Origin of the sequence: Azoarcus sp. DN11, from assembly GCF_003628555.1 — a bacterium.
Classification (GTDB): Bacteria; Pseudomonadota; Gammaproteobacteria; order Burkholderiales; family Rhodocyclaceae; genus Aromatoleum.
This window is the reverse complement of record NZ_CP021731.1, coordinates 4,906,931-4,928,671: the sequence shown is the minus strand read 5'-3', so window position 1 is coordinate 4,928,671 and position 21,741 is coordinate 4,906,931. Positions and strand designations below refer to the sequence as shown.

Sequence of the window (21,741 nt, the reverse complement as noted above, 5' to 3'; positions counted from 1 at the left end):
TGCGCAAGGAGACTGCATGGTTCAGGGCTGTCGGCGACGTTTCACCGGATCCCGCGCCGCCGGGCGCAATCGCCCCCGCGGAGCGCGACCGTGAGCGCGGACGCGGTGCTGCGTCTGGTGGCACGGCGCGAAGGCCGGCGCATCACGGGCGTGTCCGTGAACAACCCGCGGCCGCAGGCGGCGCAGGGGCTGGCCGGGCTCGGCGTCGACGAGGCACTGAAGCTCGTGGCGACCTTTCCCACCCTGTGCCCGCGCGCGCAAACGATCGCCGCGACCGCGGCCTGCGTGGCGGCGGGCGCCCCGAACCTGCAGCGTGCCGAACCCTGGGCCGAGGAACGCGCGCTCGCGGCCGAGACCGCACAGGATCACCTGTGGCGCCTGATGCTCGACTGGCCGCGGCTCTTCGGCCACCCGCCGCGCACCGACCGCTTCGCCAAGCTGCACCACCGGCTCGCGCAGATCGGCGATGCGCGCGAGGCCTATGAACTCGGCGGCGACCTGCTCGACCTCGTCGCCGTGGAACTCCTCACCGGCTTCTTCCGCACGACCCGCGAACCGAGCGGCCTGCGCGAATTCGTCGAGCGCGCGCGGCGCGGCGGCACGATCGGCGCGGCCCTGGCGGACCTGATCGAGATGGGCTCGTCGACGCCCGAAGGCGAGGCCGTGCCCCTGCTGCCGATGCTCGCCGCCGGCGCGTGGGCCAACGAGCTGGGCGGCATCCCGTCCGCGGCGTTCTGTGCGGCGCCGACGCTGTTCGGCCGCGCGCATGAAACGGGCGTGCTCGCGCGTCATGCCGACTCGATGATGGTGCGCAATCTGCTGACGCACCGCCACCGCATCGCCGCGCGCCTGTTCGCCCGCGTCGTCGATCTCTCCGACAGCGCGAGCCGCCTGCGTCACCCGCTGGCGGGCGACATGCCGGTGATGATCGATACGGCGCCGCTCGGCGACGGTGCGGGCCTCGCCTGCGTCGAGACGCCGCGCGGCCTGCTGATGCACGCGGTGCGGCTGGACGGCGAGCGCATCGCCGAGTACGCGATCGTTTCGCCGACCGAATGGAATTTCCACGCGCAGGGGCCGTTCGTGCGCGAAGGCTGCGGCTGGGAGGCGGCGTCGGACGAAGCGGCGATGCTGCGCCTGCAGGTGCTCGCGCTGTCCCTCGATCCGTGCATGGCGTACGAAATCGCGATCGAGGACGTCGCGGGTGCATGAGCTGTCGCTCGCCGAGAGCATCCGCGCGATCGTCGAGGAGACGGCGCAGGCGCAGGGCTGCACGCTCGTGAGGACCGTGGTGCTGGAGATCGGCGAGCTGTCGTCGGTCGAAGTCGAGGCGCTGCGTTTCTGCCTCGATGCGGTGTTGCGCGACACGCCGGCGGCCGGGGCGGTGATCGAGATCGACGCGCTGCCCGGCGTTGGCTGGTGCCCGGCATGTGATCGCAGCGTACCGCTCGCGCAGCGCTACGACCCGTGCCCGTACTGCGGCGGCTACCAGCTGCGTCCGACCGGCGGACTGGAGATGCGGGTCAGGGAAATTGAAATCGAATGAAGGCATGATGCGGTCGGGGTGGTCGCGGATGGAGCGGAGCAGGGCATGTGCACGGTGTGCGGCTGTGGCAGCGGTGAAGTGACGATCGGCGGGGCAGGGTTCGCGAAGGCCGCGCGTCCGAAGGATGGTCCGACGCGGGGCTGGAAGCCGGTGGCGGCCACGCCGACCGAGGGACACGCGCCCGCCGCCGATGCGGATCCCGTCCACGCCGGCCACCACCACCTGCACTTCGGCGACGGCCCGGCGCATGCGCACGCGCCCGGCCTGACGCAGCCGCAGATGGTGAAGATCGAGCGCGACATCCTCGGCCGGAACGACGCCTGCGCGGAAGAAAACCGCCGACGCCTCGCTGTGCAGGGCATCTTCGCGCTGAACCTCGTCTCCAGCCCCGGCTCGGGCAAGACGACGCTGCTCGTGCGCACCCTCACGGAGCTCGCGGGCCGCGTGCCCGCTGCCGTCATCGAAGGCGACCAGCAGACCGAGTTCGACGCCGAGCGCATCCGCGCGACCGGTGTGGCGGCGCTGCAGATCAACACCGGCAAGGGCTGCCACCTCGACGCCGACATGATCGGGCGGGCGTTCGCGCGGATGGACCTTGCCGACGACAGCCTGCTGCTGATCGAGAACGTCGGCAACCTCGTCTGCCCGGCGGCGTTCGATCTCGGCGAGGCGCACAAGGTGGCGATCCTGTCGGTGACCGAGGGCGAGGACAAGCCGCTGAAATACCCCGACCTGTTCGCTGCCGCCGACCTGATGCTGCTCAACAAGGTCGATCTGCTGCCGTACCTCACTTTCGATATCGAGCGTGCGATCGGCTACGCGCGGCGCGTCAATCCGGACATCGAAGTGATCCGCACCTCGTCGACGAGCGGCGAGGGCATCGCCGAATGGCTCGCGTGGCTCGAACGCGGCCTGGCGAAGGCGCGCGAGTGTCGCCGGGACGCCATGCAAACGGTCCCCACTGCCGGGCACCGCCAAACCGTTCGGGATGAGCCTGTCGAAGCCCAGCCAACGCCCTTCGACGGGCTCAGGGCGAACGGCACTGTCCGATGATCGGGCGATGAACTCGGTTCTGCCGCCGTCCGCTTGCGTTACGACGCTGCCGCTCGCGCTGGACGGCCCGCCAGTGCTCGCCTTCGGCGCGTACTTCAAGAGCGCGTTGTGCCTTGCGCACGACGGCACGGCGCAGATGAGCGCGACCGTGGGCGACCTCGACACCCCGGATGCCTGCCGCGAGATGGACGCCTGTGTGGAAACCTTGCTCGCTCTCGGCGCCCCGGCCGCGGTTGCGCACGACCTGCATCCCGATTTCCATTCCTCCCGTCGCGCGGTCGAGCTGGCCGCGCGCCTCGGCGTGCCGGCGATCGCCGTGCAGCACCATCACGCGCATGTCGCGGCGGTGCTGGCGGAAAATGGCGGCCGCAGTGACCCTCGCGGCCCGGCGCTGGGCCTCGCGCTCGACGGCGTCGGCCTGGGCACCGACGGCACGGCCTGGGGCGGGGAGCTGCTGCGCGTCGACGGCGCGCATTTCCAGCGCCTCGGCCATCTCGCGCCGCTGCCGCTCGCCGGCGGTGACCGCGCCGCGCGCGAACCGTGGCGCATGGCCGCCGCGGTGCTGCATCGCGCCGGCCGCGCCGACGAGATCGCGACGCGCTTCGCCGCACAGCACGCGGCGGCGATGCTTGCGCAACTCCTCGATCGTGCGCCGCTGTGCCCGTCGACTTCCAGCCTCGGCCGGGTGTTCGATGCCGCGGCGGGACTCCTCGGGCTGTGCCCGGTGATGCGCGTCGAAGCCGAGGCCGCGATCGCGCTCGAAGGCGCGGCGTCCGGATACCTTGAACGCGTTGGCGACGTGCCGGCGGAGCCTGACGGCTGGTCGATCGACGGAGCGGGGCGCCTCGACCTGTCGCCGATCCTCGCCGCCCTCGCGGATGAATCCGACGTCGGCCGCGGTGCGGCGCGCTTTCACGTGACGCTCGCCGCCGCGCTCGCCGAGTGGGTCGTGCAAGTCGCCGCACAAACCGGCCTGTCCACGGTCGTGCTCTCCGGCGGCTGCCTGCACAACCGCATCCTGTCGCAACGCCTCGCCGCCGCGCTCCGCCGCCAAGGTCTCGACGTGCTCCAAGCGCGCACACTGTCGCCCGGCGACGCGGGCCTCGCGCTCGGGCAGGCGTGGGTGGCGATGCATCACCTGAATCACGGACTTTGAACCATGTGTCTCGCGATTCCCGCCCGCATCGTCGAACTGCTGCCCGGTGACGCCTGCCGCGTGGATCTCGGCGGCGTGCGCAAGGAAATCTCGCTCGCGCTGGTCGACGGCGCCGAAGTCGGCGACTACGTGATCGTGCATGTCGGCTTTGCGCTGGCGAAGCTCGACCAGGACGAGGCCGAGCAGACGCTCGCGCTCTTCGCCGAAGCCGGTCTTTCCCGCGCCACGCTCACCGACCCGGGCGAAGGCGCCGCGTGAAGTACGTCGACGAGTTCCGCGACGGCGCGCTGGCGGCGAAACTCGCGGCGGCGATCGCGCGCGAGGCCGACACCGGCCGCGACTACGCCTTCATGGAATTCTGCGGCGGCCACACCCACGCGATCTCGCGCTACGGCGTCACGGATCTCCTGCCCGCCAACGTGCGCATGATCCACGGCCCCGGCTGCCCGGTGTGCGTGCTGCCGATCGGCCGCATCGACATGGCGATCCGCCTCGCGCTCTCGCGCGCGGAAGTGACGATCTGCACCTACGGCGATTGTCTGCGCGTGCCGGCCTCCGGCGGCCTCTCGCTGCTGAAGGCCAAGGCACGCGGTGCCGACATCCGCATGGTGTATTCGGCCGCCGACGCGCTGGCGCTCGCGCAGAAGATGCCGGAGCGCGACGTCGTGTTCTTCGCGATCGGCTTCGAGACGACGACCCCGCCCACCGCGCTGGTGCTGCGCCAGGCGCAGGCGCTCGGGCTCGCCAACTTCAGCGTGCTGTGCAACCACGTGCTGACGCCGTCCGCGATCCTCACGATCCTCGAATCGCCCGAAGTGCGCGAACTCGGCACCGTGCCGCTCGACGGCTTCATCGGCCCCGCGCACGTATCGACGATCATCGGCAGCCGCCCCTACGCCTTCTTCGCCGAGGAATACCGCAAGCCGGTCGTGATCGCCGGCTTCGAGCCGCTCGACGTGATGCAGGCGATCCGCATGCTGATCCGGCAGGTGAACGAAGGCCGCGCCGAAGTCGAGAACGAGTTTACGCGCGTGGTGACCGAGGAGGGCAACCTCAAGGCGCAGGCGCTCGTCTCCGAAGTCTTCGAGCTGCGCCGCCGCTTCGAATGGCGCGGCCTGCGGGAAGTGCCGTATTCCGCGCTACGCATCCGCGCGCCCTTCCGGAAATGGGATGCCGAAGCCAAATTCGGCCTCGAATTCGTCGCCGTGCCCGACAACCGCGCCTGCGAGTGCGGCGCGATCCTGCGCGGCGTGAAAACGCCCATCGACTGCAAGCTGTTCGGCACCGCATGCACGCCTGAGAACCCGATGGGCTCGTGCATGGTGTCGTCCGAAGGCGCCTGCGCGGCGCACTATAACTACGGGCGCTTCCGGGACATCCCGGTCGTCGCCGGGACCGCCTCATGAGCCTCGCCGGGACGATCAAGAAGGGCTACGTCCGCCCGCTGGACCTCAAGCACGGCCGTGTCGACCTCGGCCACGGCGCCGGCGGACGTGCAATGGCGCAATTGATCGCCGAACTCTTCGCCGCCGCCTTCGCCAACGAACACCTCGACCGCGGCGACGACGCTGCCGTGCTGCCGGCCCCCGCGGCGGGCGAACGCCTCGTCATCGCCACGGACGCCCACGTCGTCAGCCCGCTCTTCTTCCCCGGCGGCGACATCGGCTGCCTGTCGGTGCATGGCACGATCAACGACCTCGCCGTGATGGGTGCCCGCCCGCTGTATCTCGCCGCGAGCTTCATCCTCGAAGAAGGCTTCCCGCTCGCCGACCTCGCGCGCATCGTCGCTTCGATGGCCCACGCGTCGCGCGAAGCCGGCGTGCCGGTCGTCACCGGCGATACCAAGGTCGTCGAGCAGGGCAAGGGCGACGGCGTCTTCATCACCACCACCGGCGTCGGCGCGCTCCCCGCCGGGCGCGAAATCGGCGGCGCCAACGCCCGCCCCGGCGACGCGATCCTCGTTTCCGGCACGCTCGGCGACCACGGCATGGCGATCATGGCGCAACGCGAATCGCTCGCCTTCGACTCCGAAATCGCCTCCGACACTGCCGCGCTGCACGGCCTGGTCGCTGCCATGCTCGAAGCGGTGCCCGCAATCCACGTGCTGCGCGACCCCACTCGCGGCGGCCTCGCCACCACGCTCAACGAGATCGCGACCCAGTCCGGCGTCGGCATGGAGCTCGACGAAGCCGCGATCCCCGTCCAGCCCCAGGTCGCCGCCGCCTGCGAACTCCTCGGCCTCGACCCGCTCTACGTTGCGAACGAAGGCAAACTGATCGCGATCTGCCTGCAAGAGGATGCCGAGCGCCTCCTCACCGTGATGCGCGCCCACCCCCTCGGCGAACGTGCCGCCCGCATCGGCACCGTCACCGCGGACGCCAACTGCTTCGTCCAGATCCGCACCGCCTTCGGCGGCCGGCGGATGGTGGATTGGCTCTCAGGTGAACAACTCCCGCGCATCTGCTGAGAAGGTTCCATGATGCGCATCCTCCTCCTCACCCACAGCTTCAACAGCCTGACGCAACGCCTCTTCGCCGAACTCAAGGCGGACGGCCATGACCTCTCGGTCGAATTCGACATCGCCGACCGCGTCGCCGAGGAAGCCGTCGCGCTGTTCCGCCCCGACCTGATTCTCGCGCCCTTCCTCAAGCGCGCCGTCCCCGCATCGATCTGGTCGCGCGACCTCACGCTGATCGTGCATCCCGGCATCGTCGGCGACCGCGGCCCTTCGGCGCTCGACTGGGCGATCATGAACGGCGAGACGGAGTGGGGTGTTACCGTACTGCAGGCCGAAGCCGAGATGGACGCGGGTCCCGTGTGGGCGAGCGTCACTTTCCCGATGCGTGAAGCGACGAAGGCCAGCCTCTACCGCAACGAAATGACCGCTGCGGCATTGCAAGCGGTTAGAAGTGCCATCCAACACGTCCCGGACTGGCGCGCCGGCCAATGGGCGCCGACCCCGCTCGCACAGATCCTCGAAAGCGCTGCGCGCTGGGCCTCCCTCGGGCGGGATGCAATCCCGCAATCCGTCCGTTCGATACCAATGTCGTTGAGTGACGCGCCTCCGTGTCCGGATTTCGTCCCGCCCTATGGGCCAGGGCAATCCGGCACGAACCCAAACACCCAAGACAACGAAACGTCGTCCAGTCCCGCCCACAGCAGCCCCCTTCGGGCGCTGTTTCGTGCTGAGGCGTCCGCCACGCGTCCAACGAAGCGCGAGACAGCGACCGGAGGGGGCGGTTTAGCACCCGAACAAGCAACGCTCGGCATCGAACGCCCGCCAATGAAGCAGTCCAGCCGAGCGATTGACTGGACGAACGACAGCACCAAAACAATCCTGAAAAAACTCCGCGCCGCCGACGGTTTTCCCGGTGTTGCCGACACGCTCTGCGGCACCCCTTGTCACCTCTTCGACGCGCACGAAGCGGCGTCCGGCGAACTCCGCCCCGCAGCGCCCGGCACGATCATCGCTCGCCGCGACAGCGCCCTCCTGCGCGCAACCACCGATGGCGCCGTCTGGATCGGCCACGTCAAACGCTCCGATCACGACCACCCCTTCAAACTCCCCGCCACCGTCGCCTTCGCCGCCGAAGCGGCCGCACTTCCCGAACTCACGATTCCGCTCCATCGCGACGCCACCGACACCCGCTGGAGCGAACTCCGCTACCGCGAAAGCCCCGACGGCGCCGTCGGCTTCCTCGCCTTCGACTTCTACAACGGCGCGATGGCCACCGACCAATGCTGCCGCCTCACCGCCGCGATCCGATTCGCCGCGAGCCGCCCCACGCGCGTCCTCGTCCTCGAAGGCGGACGCGACTTCTGGTCCAACGGCATCCACCTCAACAGCATCGAGGCCGCCGCTTCCCCCGCGGACGAATCCTGGGCCAACATCAACGCGATGAACGACGTCTGCCTCGCGCTCCTCACGCTCACCGACCGCCTCACCGTCGCCGCGCTGCGCGGCAACGCCGGCGCAGGGGGCTGCTTCCTCGCGCTCGCGGCCGACCTTGTCTGGGCGCGCGACGGCATCGTGCTCAACCCCCATTACAAGAACATGGGCAACCTGTACGGCTCCGAATACTGGACCTACCTGCTGCCGCGCCGCGCAGGCGCCGACGCCGCCCAGCGCATCATGGCCAACCGCCTGCCGCTTCTCGCGCACGACGCACGCGCTGCGGGCCTCATCGACGCCACTTTCAGCTCCGACCTGCCAAGCTTCGAAAGCGAAGTCGCTCGCCACGCCGCAGCCCTCGCCGCCGACCCCGCGTTCCTCGACCGCATCGCCGCGAAGGCCGCCCGCCGCGCCGCCGACGAAGCCGAAAAACCCCTCGCCGCGTACCGGGACGAGGAACTCGCCGTGATGCGCCGCAACTTCTACGGCTTCGACCCCAGCTACCACGTCGCGCGCTACCACTTCGTGATGAAAAGCCCGCACTCCTGGACCCCACGCCACCTCGCGCGACATCGCGAGATCGGCTGATGCGAGGCGCGCGGAATCGGCCGTGTGAGCCCCTCTCTCACGTCATTTCAATTCAGAACGATCGGCACGGTGGTCTCGGGTTGCGGGCATAAATCCTTGTTTCTGTAAAGCGCACATTGAAATCCGTCGTCAGTTAGTCTGAGCCTAAGCGAGACCGATCGCGCCGGACCGTATGATGAATCCGAACTAAGGCCTTTGTAATCGCATACGGTCTTTACGCACGAGAAAACGGGGTCGTCCAAGGACTTTCCAACGGAACTGGAAAGCGGGTAGATGGCGCTCGACTTCCTATGGAAAACGTAGTGAGTCTGCCGCTTTTTGCCAAAGAACTGCATTGAGCCGGGAACTCTTTCCCATTCGCATGAAATGCTGAAGAAAATATATTCTGGCGTGCTGCGTTTAATTTTAAGGAGCCCATCTTCACATTCCCGCGATGATGCGGCGTACGAGGCGCGGGTCTGTTTCTCGCCGTCCGTGAAATACACGTAGATGTCTTCATAGAAAACGTTGGGACGCCGGGGGTGAGCAATCTTTTTCCTTAGCAGTCCCATGCTGAATCCGGTCGCACTTTCCACAACGGTCGCATGACCGATTGCGGCAATTCGAAGTCGTTTCCCGTCCGGCAGTCGCTCATTCTCTTCCTGTGCCGATCGATAGCGCTCTTCTTGGGTGTAAGGTAGTGTCGACGGAGACAGGCGTTTAGCGGCTTTTTCCTGCCCCACGGTTATGGGCTTGTTGTCGGAGCTCGGCTCGATATATTCGGGTGGATTTGTCGGTTCCCCTGGAATTGCTGATGTATCCCAGACCAACAGGCAAAGAGCGAGCACTTTGACGTATTTCATGGAACCGTTCTCAAGGGTGGCGGTATGTGTTGAGAAACGGAAGCGGGTCAAGGCGGCCTTCCAGTCCAGGACCAACCCGACTTTTCCGACGGACTTCAAAGTGCAAATGGGCACCTCTGGCAATCGTTGTCATTCCCTTGGCGTTCCCGGAACTGCCGGTTGCTCCAAGACGGGTACCTCGCCGAACGGGCTGTCCGAGTACAACGCAGACGGAGTCAAGATGCGCGTAGAAGAAGAAAACCTCGTCGGTGGCCTGATGAGCATTGCACAAATTCCTTTGCTGTACTGGCAAGTCGTTGACATCGACGCCGAGAGTGACGCGGCGCCCATATGCGCCGATATCGTCTTCCTCTGCGAGAACGATGCGGCCGTCCGCGACGGCATAGATGGTGGTTCCGGGTGTTGCGACTAGATCAACCCCCTGATGCGGCCGCATCTCGCCGTTCTTGCCAGTCCTCGCGTCAGGCCGAAAAATCGCGCCCTCCCATCCCTTAGCCAACCCTGCTGAGCGAATCACGCATTCGTCCAATGGATCGCGCCAACCTTCCGAGGCTGAATCGGCAGGTGTCATGGACGGCGAGACCGATTGAATCACACGCTTACCAGCGGGCGGTAAGGGATTATTCCGTCCGAGCGTTCTGAAGATCTCTTCCATGCTGCGCGGTGTTCGGGCCACGCCTGGATCAACCATGAAGCGTCGTACATTGATGTGTGCGTCTATGTAATCCCGAAAGAGCCAATGCAGATAAGCATGCCGAAAATCATTGTCGAAACGATGCGCCAGCTGTCTCGCTTTCTCGCCGCCCACTTGCTTTGGTAGAAGGAATTCCGCACGTTCCTGCGTGAATGAGCCGGATAAAATATTCATCAGACCCCTGAGCCCTTCGTGATGCGCCGCGTAAATCACTTTGGCTAGATCTTCGGGATTTAGTGCGTCGATTGCATACCCTCCTGCACGGAGCCCATTAAGATTTTGTGTCGCGTATGCTGCAGAGGCGTCGATGGATAGTTCTGGATCGTAACGCATCTGAAATATATCCGTGTTGCGCAAATTCTTGCCCGCAATGCGCTGATTCAAAATCGTTCGGGGGTCTTGTGCTATCGAATTCAACCACGTACTTTCGAGAAATTGTGTCAATCCGGCGGCATCGCTAGTCCCATTATGTGAGTCGGCCCGCCAGCCTTCATCGCCACCCACAGCTTCGGCGTCGATCAGTGCAGCCAGGGTTGGTGGACTCAGTTCGAATTTGTGTGCCGTTGCAATAATGAGTTTTCGGTACTTCTCGTTCGCGGGAGAAAGGTGAAGGTTCTCCTCGATGTAGATCGGCGCGACAGCGTGCGTATGAATACCGGATTCCGTTCTTATTTGGCGTTTCAGCGCCAGCGGCAAGGGCTTCTGTACTGATTTCGAAAAGTTTTTCGAGTGCACGGTCCCTGGTTCGATATGCTGGTTTGGATTGGTGGACCGCGCATCGTGCCGTAGAAGCATATTATGCAACTGTTCAGTGCCTCGCTTCGTCTGATATTGGCCATTATCCTTGAATTCGCGATTCGTTAATATTAAACGCTTGTCGCCTAACGGCAACGTCTTGTATTTCGCGACAGTGATCCAGCGCCGATCAATGGTGCGGAAGTCGACCTCAAGACCTCGCGCGTGGTCCTTGATCACAATCCCGTGAATCTTTCCGTTTGCCCCGGCGATGCGCGTTACTCTTTTTTCGTCGTATGTTAGTCGTACTCGCGCGTGCTTTATCGGAGCGAATCGGATGTCGAGGATTTCGATCGAAAGGCACGTATCATAGTCTGATTGCTCAGGAAGGATGATTTTCTGGCCGGCCCGAAGGAAATGGCCGTTGTGTTTTGTTATCCGGTTTACCTGCAGCAAGTTGGTGAAATCGATCCCTTCTTTGCGGCTAATTTTCCACAGTGAATCGCCGTTCTTTACCTTGTAATAACGTATATTCATAGCGCGTATTTTTAAGTGCTGTTCTGGTTGTCTTCTTCATTCTCGCTCGGGTCGCCCATAGCGAGTTCGTCAGGAGCTGTGACATCCGAAAAGACACCTTCCCAAGTTTCCGCAAGTCCGAATAGCGCGGTGTAGGTATGGCGTGTGAACGATTCGTGGGTAGTTCCTATATCTCCTTCCCAGATAAATCGCTTGGACACTTTGTCATAAGCGCGGACGGTCGCATTTGTGAATGGAAGACCGTCCAGGCTGACTGCAACATATTTTTTTGCATAGCTCTCACCTTCGAACTCTGGCAGGTCGGGCAAGGGCTGGATGTGTACGGTCGGCCCGCCGAAGCTCTTCTTCGACGCATGCACCGTGATCGTCCCCGGGCACGCGACGGTGATGCCGCCGTCGATCGTGATGCTGGCGCCGCCTTCGACGCTTAGCACGATCTTCTTCGCCGCGGCGAAGTCGATGTTTGCGTCGGCGCTGACGAGCGTGAGCGCGTCGCGGGCGAGGAGCTTCAGTTCGTCGCTCTGCGCCTGCAGTTCGATGTCGTCCCTGGCGGCGATCAGGCGGAGGCCGGTGTTGCCGTCGCCGGGCCGGATGGCGCCGGCGAGGAGGCCGAGCGCCTGGCCGGTGTGGAGGCGGGCGCTGCCGGCGACGACGAAGTTGCTGTCGGCGCCGCTCATGAGGGTGGTGGTGTCGCCGGCGGCGATCTGGAGGCTTTGCCCGGCGACGAGGCCGATGCCGGCCTGGGCGGCTTGCAGGATTGCGGGGGCGGCGAGCTGCGGGACATTGTCGCCGGTGACGGCGGTGTTGCCGTTCTGCGCGTCGGTGGTGGCGTCGGCGAGGTTGCGGGCCGAGACCATGCCGCTCGCGAGCCGGCTGAGGGCCTTGAGGGGCGGGTGGTCGGGATCCGCGGCGCTGGCGTTGGGGCCGGTGCTGCCGATGGCGGCGGCGAGCGCTACGGTCTGGTGCGTCTGTGCGGCGCGCGAGAGGGTGTCGGCGAGCGTGCAGGCCTGTTTGAGCAGCGCCATGCCGGGGCCGAAGTCGCCGGCCGGCTGCGCGGGGTGGCGCGCCGGCCAGGTGCTCATGACGATGCCGCGGCCGGCGCGCAGCGCGCCCCAGGCGTCGGTGCGCAGTTCGGCGCCGGTGCCGCGGAAGGAGCCGCGGTAATTGCCGGCCTGGTGGATGAGGTGGCCGAGGTTGAGCTCCGAGGCGCGTTGCGTGGTCTTGAGCTGCACGCGCAGCTGGCGGTCGCTGTCGTCGAAGACGAGCTGGTTGTAGCCCGCGGCGTTGCCATGGGCGCCGAACTCCCGGGTCTTGAAACCGCTCAGCGCGCCGGGGTGGCGGTGGCTCGCTGCGGCGGCGCCGTGCCAGGCGGGGCTGTTGCCGCCGGCGAGATTGCCCTGGCCCGCGGGACGGTGGTCGGTCGCGGCGTCGAACACCCCGGTGTCGGAGGCCGACGCGCGGCGGCCGCCGGGGGTGGGCGCGACCCCGCCTTCGCCGCCGCCGTTATAGAGCGCGCCGAGCACGACGGGGCGGTCGATGTCGCCACCGAGGAAACCGACCAGTACTTCCTGGCCGATGCGCGGCAGCCACTGCCAGCCCATGCCGGCGCCGGCCTGGCGGCTGGCGACGCGCACCCAGCAGCTGGAGCGGTCGTCTGCCGTGTTGCCTTCCTGCCAGTGGAAGCGCACCTTGATGCGGCCGAGGGCATCGCACCACAGCTCGTCGGCGCCGTTCGGCACCGTTTCGCCCTGCGGGCCGACGACGATGGCGCTCATCGGGCCGGGGGCGGTCGGGCGCGGGTTGATGCGCGCGCCGGTGTCGTCGGCGAGCACGGGGCGCCACGGCAGCTCGGTGCGCAGCGCGTCGAAGGTGTCGCCGTAGCCGCGGCTGCGCGCGAGGTCGACGACGGCGGTGGGCAGGTCCGACGGGGCGCGGGTGGGTTCGAGCGCGTCGCCGGTCGCGAGCGACGCGTCGCCGTCGGTCAGCCCGCCTTGTGCGAGCCGCGCGGCGATGGCGTCGATGCGTTCGGCGTCGAGGTTGTTGATGCCGGCATGGAGGACGTCGAGCACGGTGAAGCGTTCGCCCGCGGCGGCGGGATGCGCGGCGGGGGCGAGCGGCAGGCCGTTCACGGCGAGGAAGGTCCCGGGGCGCAGGCTGCGCACGGTACCGCGGCCGAGGAATGTGCTCGCGCGCGCCTCGACGGCTTCCATCGCGAGGCGCTGGTAGCGCTCGGCCTCAATCACGCTCGCGTGAGCGTATTGGCCGGCGTAGTCGTAGTGTTCGAGCACCGGCAGGCCCGGTGATCCGACGCGGCGGGCGGTCGGGCTGCTCGTGGCGACCGCCCGCCGGGCGCGGTAGTCGTAGCCCAGCACGGTGCCGAGGGTGGGGGCGAGGCGGTGTTGCGCGCCGAAAGCGACGATGCTGTCCTGGTCCTCCTGCGAGTCGGCGCGGTGGAAGCGGATGCCGCGCCCGCCCAACGCGTGCGCCGACAGCGGATCTTCCGGCAGTTGCGTGCTGTCGGCGAAGAGGCGCATACGATGGCGCGCGGGGGCATCCGGGTGTTCCTCGAGGCACCACCCGAGCCCCTCCTCGGCGAGCAGGCGCGACACGAAGGCGTAGTCGGATTCGCGGTACTGCACGCAGTAGCTGCGCGGACGGGCGTTCGCGAGGAAGGGGGCGACGTCGTCGTGCCAGTGCCAGGCGGCGTGGTCGCGGTAGTCGGCGAACACGGCGTCGAGGATCTCGGGGACGCTCTTGTCCTGGAACACGCGGTTGTGCCGTCCGCGCGTGAGCAGCCAGGTCCACGGCACGACCGTCAGCCGGTAGCGGCTCCAGCCGCCGTCGCTGCCGGAATGCGCCACCGCGCGCACGAGCCCCGAGCGTTCGCTGCGGCTGCCGTCGGAGAGCGCCGTGCGCAGCGTCAGCGCCTGTCCGAGCAGGGGGTCGAGGGCGAGGCAGGCGTCCTGCGACAGCGTGTCGAGGTGGAACTCGAAGCCGCCCGAGAGCGATTCGCGCCCCCATCACGCTTCGACCGCGAGCGGCGGGCCGTCCGCGTGCCACTGCAGGTCGTACAGGCGGGTGCGGGTGGCGAGCGGGGGAAAGGTTTGCGAAGCGGGCACGATCGCGGGCGGGCGCAAGTCGAAAAGACCAAAAGCATATCACTGCTTGTCGTGACAATGTCATTGTCACGACGGAGGCGGAACTCGTGCACGGGGGGCGATGCGCAGGAGATGCTGCGCGGCGAAGGTGGCGATGAGGCAGTCGCCGCGACATCGAAGGGGCGGCCGCGGGGCCCGCCGGGCTGCGGCGGCGGGGTCCGCGGGGGACGGAGGGCGGAAGCGGGAGGGGCGGCGCGCTAAGGGGTGGCGGCCGGATTGTTCTCCAGCCAAGCCGCGCGGTCGGCGAGCCGCTGCGCCTTGTCGGGGGCGAGTCCGGCTGCCGCGGCCATCGCGCGCAGCCGCGCGGGATCGGGACGGTGTTCCAGGGTCGCCCGCCAGTAGGCCGCAACGCTCAGATCCGGGTTGGGGCGCTCGACGAGCTCGAACGCGTCGCCGGGCGCGATCGTGCCGGCTTCGCGCACGCGGTAGTACCAGCCGGTGATGCCCTCGTGCGCGACGAAGAGCGACGCCCCTTCGGCGTCGAGCCGATGGTCGATTTTCCAGCACGGGCTGCGGGGCTGGCTCAACTGCAGGAGCGCCGTGCCGACGCGGAACAGGTCGCCGATGCACACCGTCTCTTCGGTCCAGCCGTGGGTCGACAGGTTTTCGCCCAGCGTGCCCGGCTGCAGGATCCCTGCGCTGTGGGGAAAGCGCTGCGCGAGGCGCGGGTAATGTTCGGCGGGGTAGTGATGCACCGCCTTCTCGGCGCCGCCATGGACGCGGCGGTCGCCCTGGAAGTCGCCGACGAAGCCCTCGGGGCCGACGGCAACGGCGCCGCGGGCAGGGTGTTTGTACATGCCGGTCATCTGCCCTTCCGGGGGCAGCGGGCGCAGCGCGCCGATGAAGAGGTGGTCGATGTGCGAGGGCATATGCGGGACAGGGGAAGCGGGGCCAGTGCGGAGTTGAGCGATTATGCCTGCCGGCGCGGAGTCAGAGCAGCTCGTGGGCGGCCAGTTCCGCCTTGACGTAGGCGTAGAGGATGGGCGAGAGCACCAGGCCGCCGACGCCGAAGAGCGAATCCATGACCAGCATCGCCAGCAGCAGCTCCCACGCGGCCGCATTGATGCGCGAGCCGACGATGCGGGCGTTGATGAAATATTCGAGCTTGTGAATGAGGACGAGAAAGGCCAGCGACCAGACGGCGACGATCGGGGCCGCTCCCGCGCTCACGACCACGATCACGGTATTCGAGATGAGGTTGCCGATCACGGGCAACAGGCCCGCGAAGAAGGTGATCGCGATCATCGTCTTCGTGTAGGGCAGTGGATGGCTGAGCAGCGGCAGGACGAGTACCAGATAGATCGCCGTGAGGGTCGTGTTGATCGCGGAAATCCGCGCCTGCGCGAAGACGACGTTCGCGAAGGCGCGCGCGAAGTACCCGATGCGTGTGCGCAGCGCCTGCGCGAACGGCCGCGTTTCGGCGGGATCGACAAACCGGTGGAAGGCCACCATCGCGCCGATGATCACGGCCAGCAGGACATGGACCAGGGTGCTCGCCGTGCCCTTGCCGAGGTTGCTCAGCTGGTCGGCGTTGTGCCTGAGCGCGTCCGCGATCGCCTGCTTGAGGTCCGCCGCGCTCCGCGGCAGATTCTCGACGACGACCGCAGGCAGGAGCGTTTCTGCCCGGTTGATGATTGCCGCCATTTTTTCGAGCAGGCTGCCGAATTCCTCACTCATCCCCTTGGTCGCGAAGACACCCAGCATCACCGCCCCGACGACAATGCCCGAGAGGCCCAGGAACACCGCCAGCGCGGCCAGCGCTTTCGAGTGCCTGTGCGATACGCGCCGGAAAATGCCGTTCGCCAGCAGCGTGATGAACTGGCTGGTCAGGATCCCCGCGAACAGGGCGGCCACCATGTGGTGCAGGAGCACGAAGGCGGCCAGCATTGCCATCACGGCGAAGCTGGCGAGATCGACGGTGGAAGGACTGCGGTTTTGCATGAATTGGGTCCGGAAGGCTGCGCAAAGTCGGAGCATCGCCTATTTCGCACCCGCTGCGACATCGCGCATGCACAAATACCGGCTTGCCGCTTGGTATCCTCGGGACATCCTTTTCCGACCAGAGGAGCAGCAAATGGCAAGGACCGCCCTGATCATCGGCGCATCCCGGGGGCTCGGCCTGGGGCTCGTGCGGCACTTTCGTGAACGCCAATGGCAGGTCGTCGCCACCTGTCGCGACGACAAGGGGGCCGCGGCGCTGGCGGCCATCGACGGCGTGCGCGTGGAGCGCGTGGATATCTGCGATCGCACCAGTCGCGAGGCGCTGGCCGGTCGTCTGGATGGCAGCGTGTTCGATCTCGTGTTCGTCAATGCCGGCATTTCCGGGCCGGCGCATCGCGAGGTGGCGCCGGCGACGCTGGAGGAAGCGGGCACGCTCTTCATGACCAACGCCATCGCGCCGCTGCAGATGGCCGAGCTGCTGCTGCCGCAGCTCAAGCGAGACGGCGTGCTGGGCTTCATGAGTTCGATCATGGGTAGCGTGGCGCTCGCCCCGCCGCAGCACCGCTTGTACGGCGCCAGCAAGGCGGCGCTCAACCACCTCGTGCACAGCCTCGCGGCCGGGCTGGGAGAATCCGGCCCGACCGTGCTCTGCCTGCACCCGGGCTGGGTGCAGACCGACATGGGCGGCACCGCAGCGCCGCTGGATGTCGAGACCAGCACGCGAGGGGTGTGCCGCGTGCTGGAAGGCGCATCGGGCAGGGGCGGGGTGCATTTCCTGGATTACCAGGGACAGGCCCTGCCCTGGTGACCGGGCGATATCCGACCGTCACCACAGCAGCAAGGTCGCGGGCGGCGCGGATCAGATGCAGAACTTCTCGACGGTCATCCTCAGCTGGCCGGACACCCGGTACAGGTCCTGCGCCGCCACCGCGGTCTCCTCGGCTGCGGCGGTGTTCTCCTCGGCCATCTGGGCGATACACTCGATGTTCTTCGCGATTTCCGTCGTGACTGCGGTCTGCTCGGACATCGCACTGCTGATCTCGGCGAGTCCGCTGCGCGTTTCGAGTGCCGACGCCTCCGCGTGGTTGAGCACCGCGGCGACCTTGCCCATCAGGGTTCTCGCGGCATCCAGTCGTTCGCGGCTCGTGCTCATCGCGCTCTCGACGGCTTCGCCCTGAGCGGCGATGCGCTGCGTGCGCGCATTGATCTCGTTGGCCGTATGGCCCGACTTCTCGGCGAGCTTGCGGACTTCATCGGCGACCACTGCAAAGCCGCGGCCCTGCTCGCCTGCCCGCGCCGCTTCGATCGCGGCATTGAGCGCGAGCAGGTTCGTCTGGTCGGCGATCTCGCGCACTTGCCGCGTGAGATGGGCGATGAACTGGGTCGCGTCGACGAACTCCTCGAGGGTGCCGTTCGCGTTCTCGATGGCACTCTGCACCTTTCCGAGCTCGATGCTCAGGTGGTCCGTGTGCACGGCGCCGTCGTGTTCTTCCGCAACGTTGCGCTCGCCGAGTTCCCGCACGCCGTGCGTGCTGTCGGCCACGTGCGCGATGCTGACGGTCATCTGCTCGACCGCCGCGCTCATCGACGACGCCGATTCGCTCTGGTGCTCGGTGCTGGTGCGCACCTGCTGCGCCGCGATCACCAGGCGTTCGGAGGTGGTCGCGACGGCCTGCGCATCGCGCTGGATCGCGCCCAGGCTCTCGCGCAGTGCCGTCAGCAGGCGCTGGAAGGCGGCTGCCATCCTGCCGATCTCGTCCTTCGACGCGTAACCGTAGCTCACCGTCAGGTCGCCGTCGCGGGCCACGCGTTCGATGACCGCGTCGAGGTGCCTGATCGGTCCGGTGACGTAGCGCCGCAGGATCACGGTCGCCAGCAGCAGCGCCAGCGCGAATATCCCGGACAGGATGGCAGCGTTCCTGGCGAGCCCGCGGCGAAACGCGGCTTCGATGTCGTCCGTATAGACCCCGGTGCCGATGATCCAGTCCCAGCGGGCGGCCTGCTTCACGTACGAGATCTTGGGTTGCGGGTCGGTGTAGCCCGGCTTGGGCCACATGTAGTGGAGTTCGCCGCCCTGTCGTCCGATCTCGGCGAAACGCACGAAGATGTGCTGGCCCCTGGCGTCCTGGAAGTCGTGCAGATCCTTGCCGTTCAGTTCGGGCTTGATGGGGTGCGCGAGCATCCGGGCGTTACGGTTCTGGATCCAGAAATAGTCGCCCTCGCCGTAACGCATCTTGCCGATGACCGCCGTGGCGATGTCGCGCGCCTGCTGTTCCGTGAGCGCGCCCGCATCAGCCAGTGCTGCCTGCTCATCGACCACGGTGACGGCCTGTTCGACCAATGCCCGGATGCCGGCCAGGCGGTCGCGGTACATCTGCTCGCGCTCTCCCTGGATCATGACTGCGATGCCGACGGCGACCAGCAGCATCGTGATGCCCAGCACCATCCCGATCTTGCGTGCGACCGAAATGTCCTTCAGATGAATCATCGCGGATTCTCCTGCTCCACTGTCTCGTTGCCCGGCTCCGGCAAGAGCGGAGCGGCGTGATCCGCCTGCCTCGAAACAGGGTCGCCGCGGCAAACGTCGCGGGTTTGTTGCGATGCCAACAGCAGTCAATCAAACATATTCTCCGGTAATTTCGGTGTGCCGCCCTGGATTTGCGTCGATGCCTTGACCTGGATCAAGAATTTTCCCGATTGTCATGCTCGTACATGAAGCGGCGACGCGTCCTTCGGGCCGCATGCGCGTCGGCGCGGCAACAGGGTGGATCACCGCCGGCGACAGCGGCGCAATGACATCAGCCTGAGAGGGCCTCGATGCGGGTGTCCGTCACGGCAGCGTGGCGGTCGTGCAGGAAGGTCAGGCGCAGCCGGTCGATCGGGCAGGCCGGCGCGATTTCGATCTCGAATGCGATCGTCGATTCGGCCGACGGAATCGCCCGGATGCGGTATGCGCTCTCGGGGCGTGCGCCGCGCAGCGCCCCGGCCTCGTGCAGGCGCTCGAAGAAGGCGCGCAGCGCAAGTTCGGGGCGCGGGTCCTGCGGATCCGTGTCGAACAGCAGCTGCTCGCCCAGGGCCTTGAGCCCGCGGCGCAGCCAGCCGATGAAGCGCATCACCTCGGCCGAGCGCCAAGGCTCCTGTGCGCGCTGCGCGGTGCTCATGCGGCGCAGATCCGCGGCCGGCAGACAGGGGGCGCACAGGATCTCGTCATCGACCTGCAGCTCGCCGGCACGCGCCAGCAGCACCGTCACCCCGGGCGTTTCGCGCAGTGCGCTTGCCTGCTGTCGCGTCACCGGCGGCCAGGGCCGCGCCCCGCCTGGCAGCGGACGGCCGGCGATCGTTTGCCACACGCCGTGATTTTGCGCGACGCGCGCCTGCATGCCGGCAACGAGCCCGCAGGGCGAGGCGAGCGGGTACGCTTCGCTGCGCAGGTAGGGCCACAGCAGCTGCAGGTGGCGCAGCTTCCCGGTGAGCTCGCCGCCCCCGCTCCCGTCAGCGATGCGCGCGATGTGGTCGAGGAAATCGTGCGCCGGCGCCGGCAGCTCGTCCTGCGGGCGCAGGTCGAGCGGCAGCGCCAGCAGGCACTGCATGTCCGGGCGAAGAAGCGCGAGGGCGCGCAGGATTGGTGCCACGACGTCGCCCGGTCCGGGTGTTCCGTCCGGGGCCGGCATCTCGCCCGGGGGGCGGCGCTCGCGATCGACGTCGTCGATCCCGGTGCCGCGGGGCAGGAACAATGCCTCCGGGCGCCCGCGGCGTTCGCGGGGTCCGGTCGGCAGCGCGGTGGGAAGCAGCAGGCGTTCGAGGTCGGGGAGCGCCACGATGCCCGCGCGCTCGATCAGCAGCGCGCGCTCGAACGCCCCCAGCTGCGAAGGTTCGGCGCCGAGCCGGGCGCGGGACTGCGGCAGGAAGGCCCGCACGCCCTCCGACTCGGGCACGCGGATGATCCACAGGGTGCGGGTGTCGCTGAAGCTGCGCTCGGCGCCGGCAAAGAAGTCGTGCACCGCAGCCGGCAGCCACGCCGCGCGGCCGGCGAGCGCGCTGCGATAGCCGCCGTCGTTATCGTAGGCCTGCGGAAAGAGCGTCTGGAAGTAGGCGAGCGAGCGGATCGGGATCGGCAGCCGGTACAGCGCGAACAGCGCACCGTCGCCGGGCTCGGCCTCGACCTCGCCCTCGTCGAGCGCGCGCAGGCGTTCCACTTCGGCGGTGAAGCCGAGCGCGGCGATGTCGGCGAGCACCGCGAGGTCGCGCGCGAGCCGCTTCCACTCGGCGCTGCCGTCGAGGGACGGGCAATGGCCGATCATCACGACCTCGACCGGCGCATGTCGCCCCGGGAAGGGACCGGCGTCGGGTGCGACGTGCTTGTCGGCAACCGGCACAGCCTTACTCCTGCCCGATCGTATCGATGGAGAGTGCTGTCTCCTCGACTGCGACGCCACGGCCCTCGCCGGGCAGCAACGGGCCGGTGCGTACCTCGCTGAAACCGGACGCCGAAAGCAGGGGGCACGGAAAGCGGCCATGTATGTGTCCCTCGAGACGCGGGTATCGGCAGTCTTTTGACCGCTGCGGAAGATCACGAATTCGGCGGATTCCGGCGCCGCGACGCCGACGTATCCTCCCCCTGGCGCTTCAGCCTGCAAGACGGCGTTGCGGCGAGCCGATCGCAGGACCCATGACAGTCGGGCTCTCTTGCGATCGGATTATCAAAATGTCACAGCGCGCGGAGGCGGCGCAAACCGGAGATGCAACAAGAAATTGCACCTGACCGGAGCGTACGGAGGGAAATGCCTGATGATCGGCGGGAGGGCGTTACGGTCGCGCCAGTCGGCGCGGTGGCGGCTGTCCGCCGCCGATCCGACGTTACCAGACGCCCAGTTCGGCGAGCTGGCGGCCCGCCGCTTCGGACCAGCCGCGGTTCGCCGCCGGGCTGGCGGGGCTGGGGTGCAGCACGCGGCCGATGCGCAGCCTGCGCCCGTCGAGCGCCGCCGTCGCGCGCGATTCCGCCCAGGCGCCGACGCCAATCACCCATTCCGGCGCGAGCGTGTCGATGAGGCGGCGCAGGTGCGCGTCGCAGGCGGCGAGCAGCGGCGCCGATTCGGCCGCCGCGAGCTTGTCCGGCGTCACGTTGCGCCCGCCGTCGAAGAAGGCCAGCGGGCAATAGTTGGCGACGAAATGTTCGGCGAAGAAGGCTTCCGCCGTGCCGAAGCGCTCGCGGAAGAGGCCCCACAGGCGGCGTCCGCTCACCTCCGAGCGGGCGCAGTCGAAGCCCTCGACCGGACGTTTCGGATTTTCGACCGCCGGCTTGCCGACCGGCCCCGCGAGGCCGAGCCAGTCGCGCACCGCGTCGATCTCGCCGAAAGGCACGCCGGTCTGCGCCATGCCGAAGGGGCCGGGGTTCATGCCGATGAACACCACGCGCTTGCGGCCCGCCGCATAGCGGCGCAGGTAGCCCTCGTGGATCGCCCACGCATAATCGAGCGGGTTGTAGACGTGGCTCACCGGCGTGCCGAAGCGCATCGCGGACAGGGTGGTGGAGAGGTCGCGCGCGGCGGCGATCAGGGTGGCGGCAGTCGTCGTGGTCATCGTCTGAGGAATAGGAGGA

Annotated in this window: 17 protein-coding genes; 9 read left to right on the top strand and 8 right to left on the bottom strand. The window is 67.5% G+C overall.

The genetic code is table 11. The annotated features are described in order from the left end of the window. Positions 1 to 90 precede the first annotated feature (90 nt). The 8 genes from CDA09_RS22950 to CDA09_RS22910 are packed head-to-tail and all read left to right on the top strand — an operon-like array spanning position 91 to position 8,235. On the top strand, positions 91 to 1,212 hold the full coding sequence (locus tag CDA09_RS22950) for a nickel-dependent hydrogenase large subunit (RefSeq protein ID WP_121430639.1): 1,122 nt from the start codon (positions 91 to 93) through the stop codon (positions 1,210 to 1,212). Further along, entirely contained in the window at positions 1,205 to 1,546 is a 342-nt protein-coding gene (hypA, locus tag CDA09_RS22945) for a hydrogenase maturation nickel metallochaperone HypA (protein WP_121430638.1), read from the top strand. The genes CDA09_RS22950 and hypA overlap by 8 nt, the downstream gene beginning before the upstream one ends. 45 nt (positions 1,547 to 1,591) lie before the next feature. Next, complete coding sequence (gene hypB, locus CDA09_RS22940) at positions 1,592 to 2,599, top strand: hydrogenase nickel incorporation protein HypB (protein ID WP_121430637.1); 1,008 nt, start codon at positions 1,592 to 1,594, stop codon at positions 2,597 to 2,599. 7 nt (positions 2,600 to 2,606) lie between these two features. Continuing rightward, positions 2,607 to 3,755 (top strand): Kae1-like domain-containing protein, encoded by a 1,149-nt coding sequence (locus CDA09_RS22935; RefSeq protein ID WP_121430636.1) that lies wholly within the window; start codon positions 2,607 to 2,609, stop codon positions 3,753 to 3,755. A 3-nt stretch (positions 3,756 to 3,758) separates the two neighbouring features. After that, positions 3,759 to 4,013 carry a HypC/HybG/HupF family hydrogenase formation chaperone gene (locus CDA09_RS22930; RefSeq protein WP_121430635.1) on the top strand — a complete coding sequence of 85 codons (255 nt, stop codon included), beginning with the start codon at positions 3,759 to 3,761 and terminating at the stop codon, positions 4,011 to 4,013. Beyond that, positions 4,010 to 5,161: a hydrogenase formation protein HypD gene (gene hypD, locus CDA09_RS22925; protein ID WP_121430634.1), complete on the top strand. Its 1,152-nt coding sequence runs from the start codon at positions 4,010 to 4,012 to the stop codon at positions 5,159 to 5,161. The genes CDA09_RS22930 and hypD overlap by 4 nt, the downstream gene beginning before the upstream one ends. Next, positions 5,158 to 6,222 (top strand): hydrogenase expression/formation protein HypE, encoded by a 1,065-nt coding sequence (hypE, locus tag CDA09_RS22920; protein WP_121430633.1) that lies wholly within the window; start codon positions 5,158 to 5,160, stop codon positions 6,220 to 6,222. Before hypD ends, hypE begins: the two co-directional genes overlap by 4 nt. Before the next feature lie 12 nt (positions 6,223 to 6,234). Next, on the top strand, positions 6,235 to 8,235 hold the full coding sequence (locus CDA09_RS22910) for a hydrogenase maturation protein (protein WP_286164503.1): 2,001 nt from the start codon (positions 6,235 to 6,237) through the stop codon (positions 8,233 to 8,235). A gap of 47 nt (positions 8,236 to 8,282) precedes the next feature. Here the strand turns inward: CDA09_RS22910 and CDA09_RS23225 are convergent, their stop codons facing one another. The 5 genes from CDA09_RS23225 to CDA09_RS22890 form a co-directional block, all read right to left on the bottom strand. Continuing rightward, on the bottom strand, positions 8,283 to 9,077 hold the full coding sequence (locus CDA09_RS23225; protein ID WP_128106591.1) for a hypothetical protein: 795 nt from the start codon (positions 9,075 to 9,077) through the stop codon (positions 8,283 to 8,285). 10 nt (positions 9,078 to 9,087) lie between these two features. Beyond that, a complete protein-coding gene (locus CDA09_RS22905) occupies positions 9,088 to 11,043 on the bottom strand; it encodes a peptidoglycan DD-metalloendopeptidase family protein (RefSeq protein ID WP_121430632.1) in 1,956 nt (651 codons plus the stop codon). Positions 11,044 to 11,054: 11 nt separating this feature from the next. Beyond that, positions 11,055 to 14,015 (bottom strand): type VI secretion system Vgr family protein, encoded by a 2,961-nt coding sequence (locus CDA09_RS22900; RefSeq protein WP_286164502.1) that lies wholly within the window; start codon positions 14,013 to 14,015, stop codon positions 11,055 to 11,057. 383 nt (positions 14,016 to 14,398) lie between these two features. Then, positions 14,399 to 15,070 carry an MOSC domain-containing protein gene (locus CDA09_RS22895; RefSeq protein ID WP_121430631.1) on the bottom strand — a complete coding sequence of 224 codons (672 nt, stop codon included), beginning with the start codon at positions 15,068 to 15,070 and terminating at the stop codon, positions 14,399 to 14,401. A 61-nt stretch (positions 15,071 to 15,131) separates the two neighbouring features. After that, positions 15,132 to 16,142 carry an AI-2E family transporter gene (locus CDA09_RS22890; protein ID WP_164844465.1) on the bottom strand — a complete coding sequence of 337 codons (1,011 nt, stop codon included), beginning with the start codon at positions 16,140 to 16,142 and terminating at the stop codon, positions 15,132 to 15,134. A 133-nt stretch (positions 16,143 to 16,275) separates the two neighbouring features. On the opposite strand from CDA09_RS22890, the gene CDA09_RS22885 reads away from it, so the two are divergent. Further along, complete coding sequence (locus CDA09_RS22885) at positions 16,276 to 16,950, top strand: SDR family oxidoreductase (protein ID WP_121430629.1); 675 nt, start codon at positions 16,276 to 16,278, stop codon at positions 16,948 to 16,950. A 51-nt stretch (positions 16,951 to 17,001) separates the two neighbouring features. Here the strand turns inward: CDA09_RS22885 and CDA09_RS22880 are convergent, their stop codons facing one another. The 3 genes from CDA09_RS22880 to CDA09_RS22870 form a co-directional block, all read right to left on the bottom strand. Next, positions 17,002 to 18,630, bottom strand: a complete 1,629-nt coding sequence (locus CDA09_RS22880) for a methyl-accepting chemotaxis protein (RefSeq protein WP_121430628.1) — start codon at positions 18,628 to 18,630, stop codon at positions 17,002 to 17,004. A 310-nt stretch (positions 18,631 to 18,940) separates the two neighbouring features. Then, a complete protein-coding gene (locus CDA09_RS22875; protein ID WP_121430627.1) occupies positions 18,941 to 20,518 on the bottom strand; it encodes a hypothetical protein in 1,578 nt (525 codons plus the stop codon). Between the two features lie 481 nt (positions 20,519 to 20,999). Then, entirely contained in the window at positions 21,000 to 21,722 is a 723-nt protein-coding gene (locus CDA09_RS22870; RefSeq protein WP_121430626.1) for a uracil-DNA glycosylase family protein, read from the bottom strand. Positions 21,723 to 21,741: the final 19 nt, after the last annotated feature.

What these genes read in the sequence shown, in the direction of transcription:
- hypB (WP_121430637.1), top strand. Translation starts at nt 1,592, where the DNA reads ATGTGCACGGTGTGCGGCTGTGGCAGCGGTGAAGTGACGATCGGCGGG.
- CDA09_RS22935 (WP_121430636.1), top strand. Translation starts at nt 2,607, where the DNA reads ATGAACTCGGTTCTGCCGCCGTCCGCTTGCGTTACGACGCTGCCGCTC.
- CDA09_RS22930 (WP_121430635.1), top strand. Translation starts at nt 3,759, where the DNA reads ATGTGTCTCGCGATTCCCGCCCGCATCGTCGAACTGCTGCCCGGTGAC.
- hypE (WP_121430633.1), top strand. Translation starts at nt 5,158, where the DNA reads ATGAGCCTCGCCGGGACGATCAAGAAGGGCTACGTCCGCCCGCTGGAC.
- CDA09_RS22910 (WP_286164503.1), top strand. Translation starts at nt 6,235, where the DNA reads ATGCGCATCCTCCTCCTCACCCACAGCTTCAACAGCCTGACGCAACGC.
- CDA09_RS23225 (WP_128106591.1), bottom strand. Translation starts at nt 9,077, where the DNA reads ATGAAATACGTCAAAGTGCTCGCTCTTTGCCTGTTGGTCTGGGATACA.
- CDA09_RS22905 (WP_121430632.1), bottom strand. Translation starts at nt 11,043, where the DNA reads ATGAATATACGTTATTACAAGGTAAAGAACGGCGATTCACTGTGGAAA.
- CDA09_RS22895 (WP_121430631.1), bottom strand. Translation starts at nt 15,070, where the DNA reads ATGCCCTCGCACATCGACCACCTCTTCATCGGCGCGCTGCGCCCGCTG.
- CDA09_RS22890 (WP_164844465.1), bottom strand. Translation starts at nt 16,142, where the DNA reads ATGCAAAACCGCAGTCCTTCCACCGTCGATCTCGCCAGCTTCGCCGTG.
- CDA09_RS22885 (WP_121430629.1), top strand. Translation starts at nt 16,276, where the DNA reads ATGGCAAGGACCGCCCTGATCATCGGCGCATCCCGGGGGCTCGGCCTG.
- CDA09_RS22880 (WP_121430628.1), bottom strand. Translation starts at nt 18,630, where the DNA reads ATGATTCATCTGAAGGACATTTCGGTCGCACGCAAGATCGGGATGGTG.
- CDA09_RS22870 (WP_121430626.1), bottom strand. Translation starts at nt 21,722, where the DNA reads ATGACCACGACGACTGCCGCCACCCTGATCGCCGCCGCGCGCGACCTC.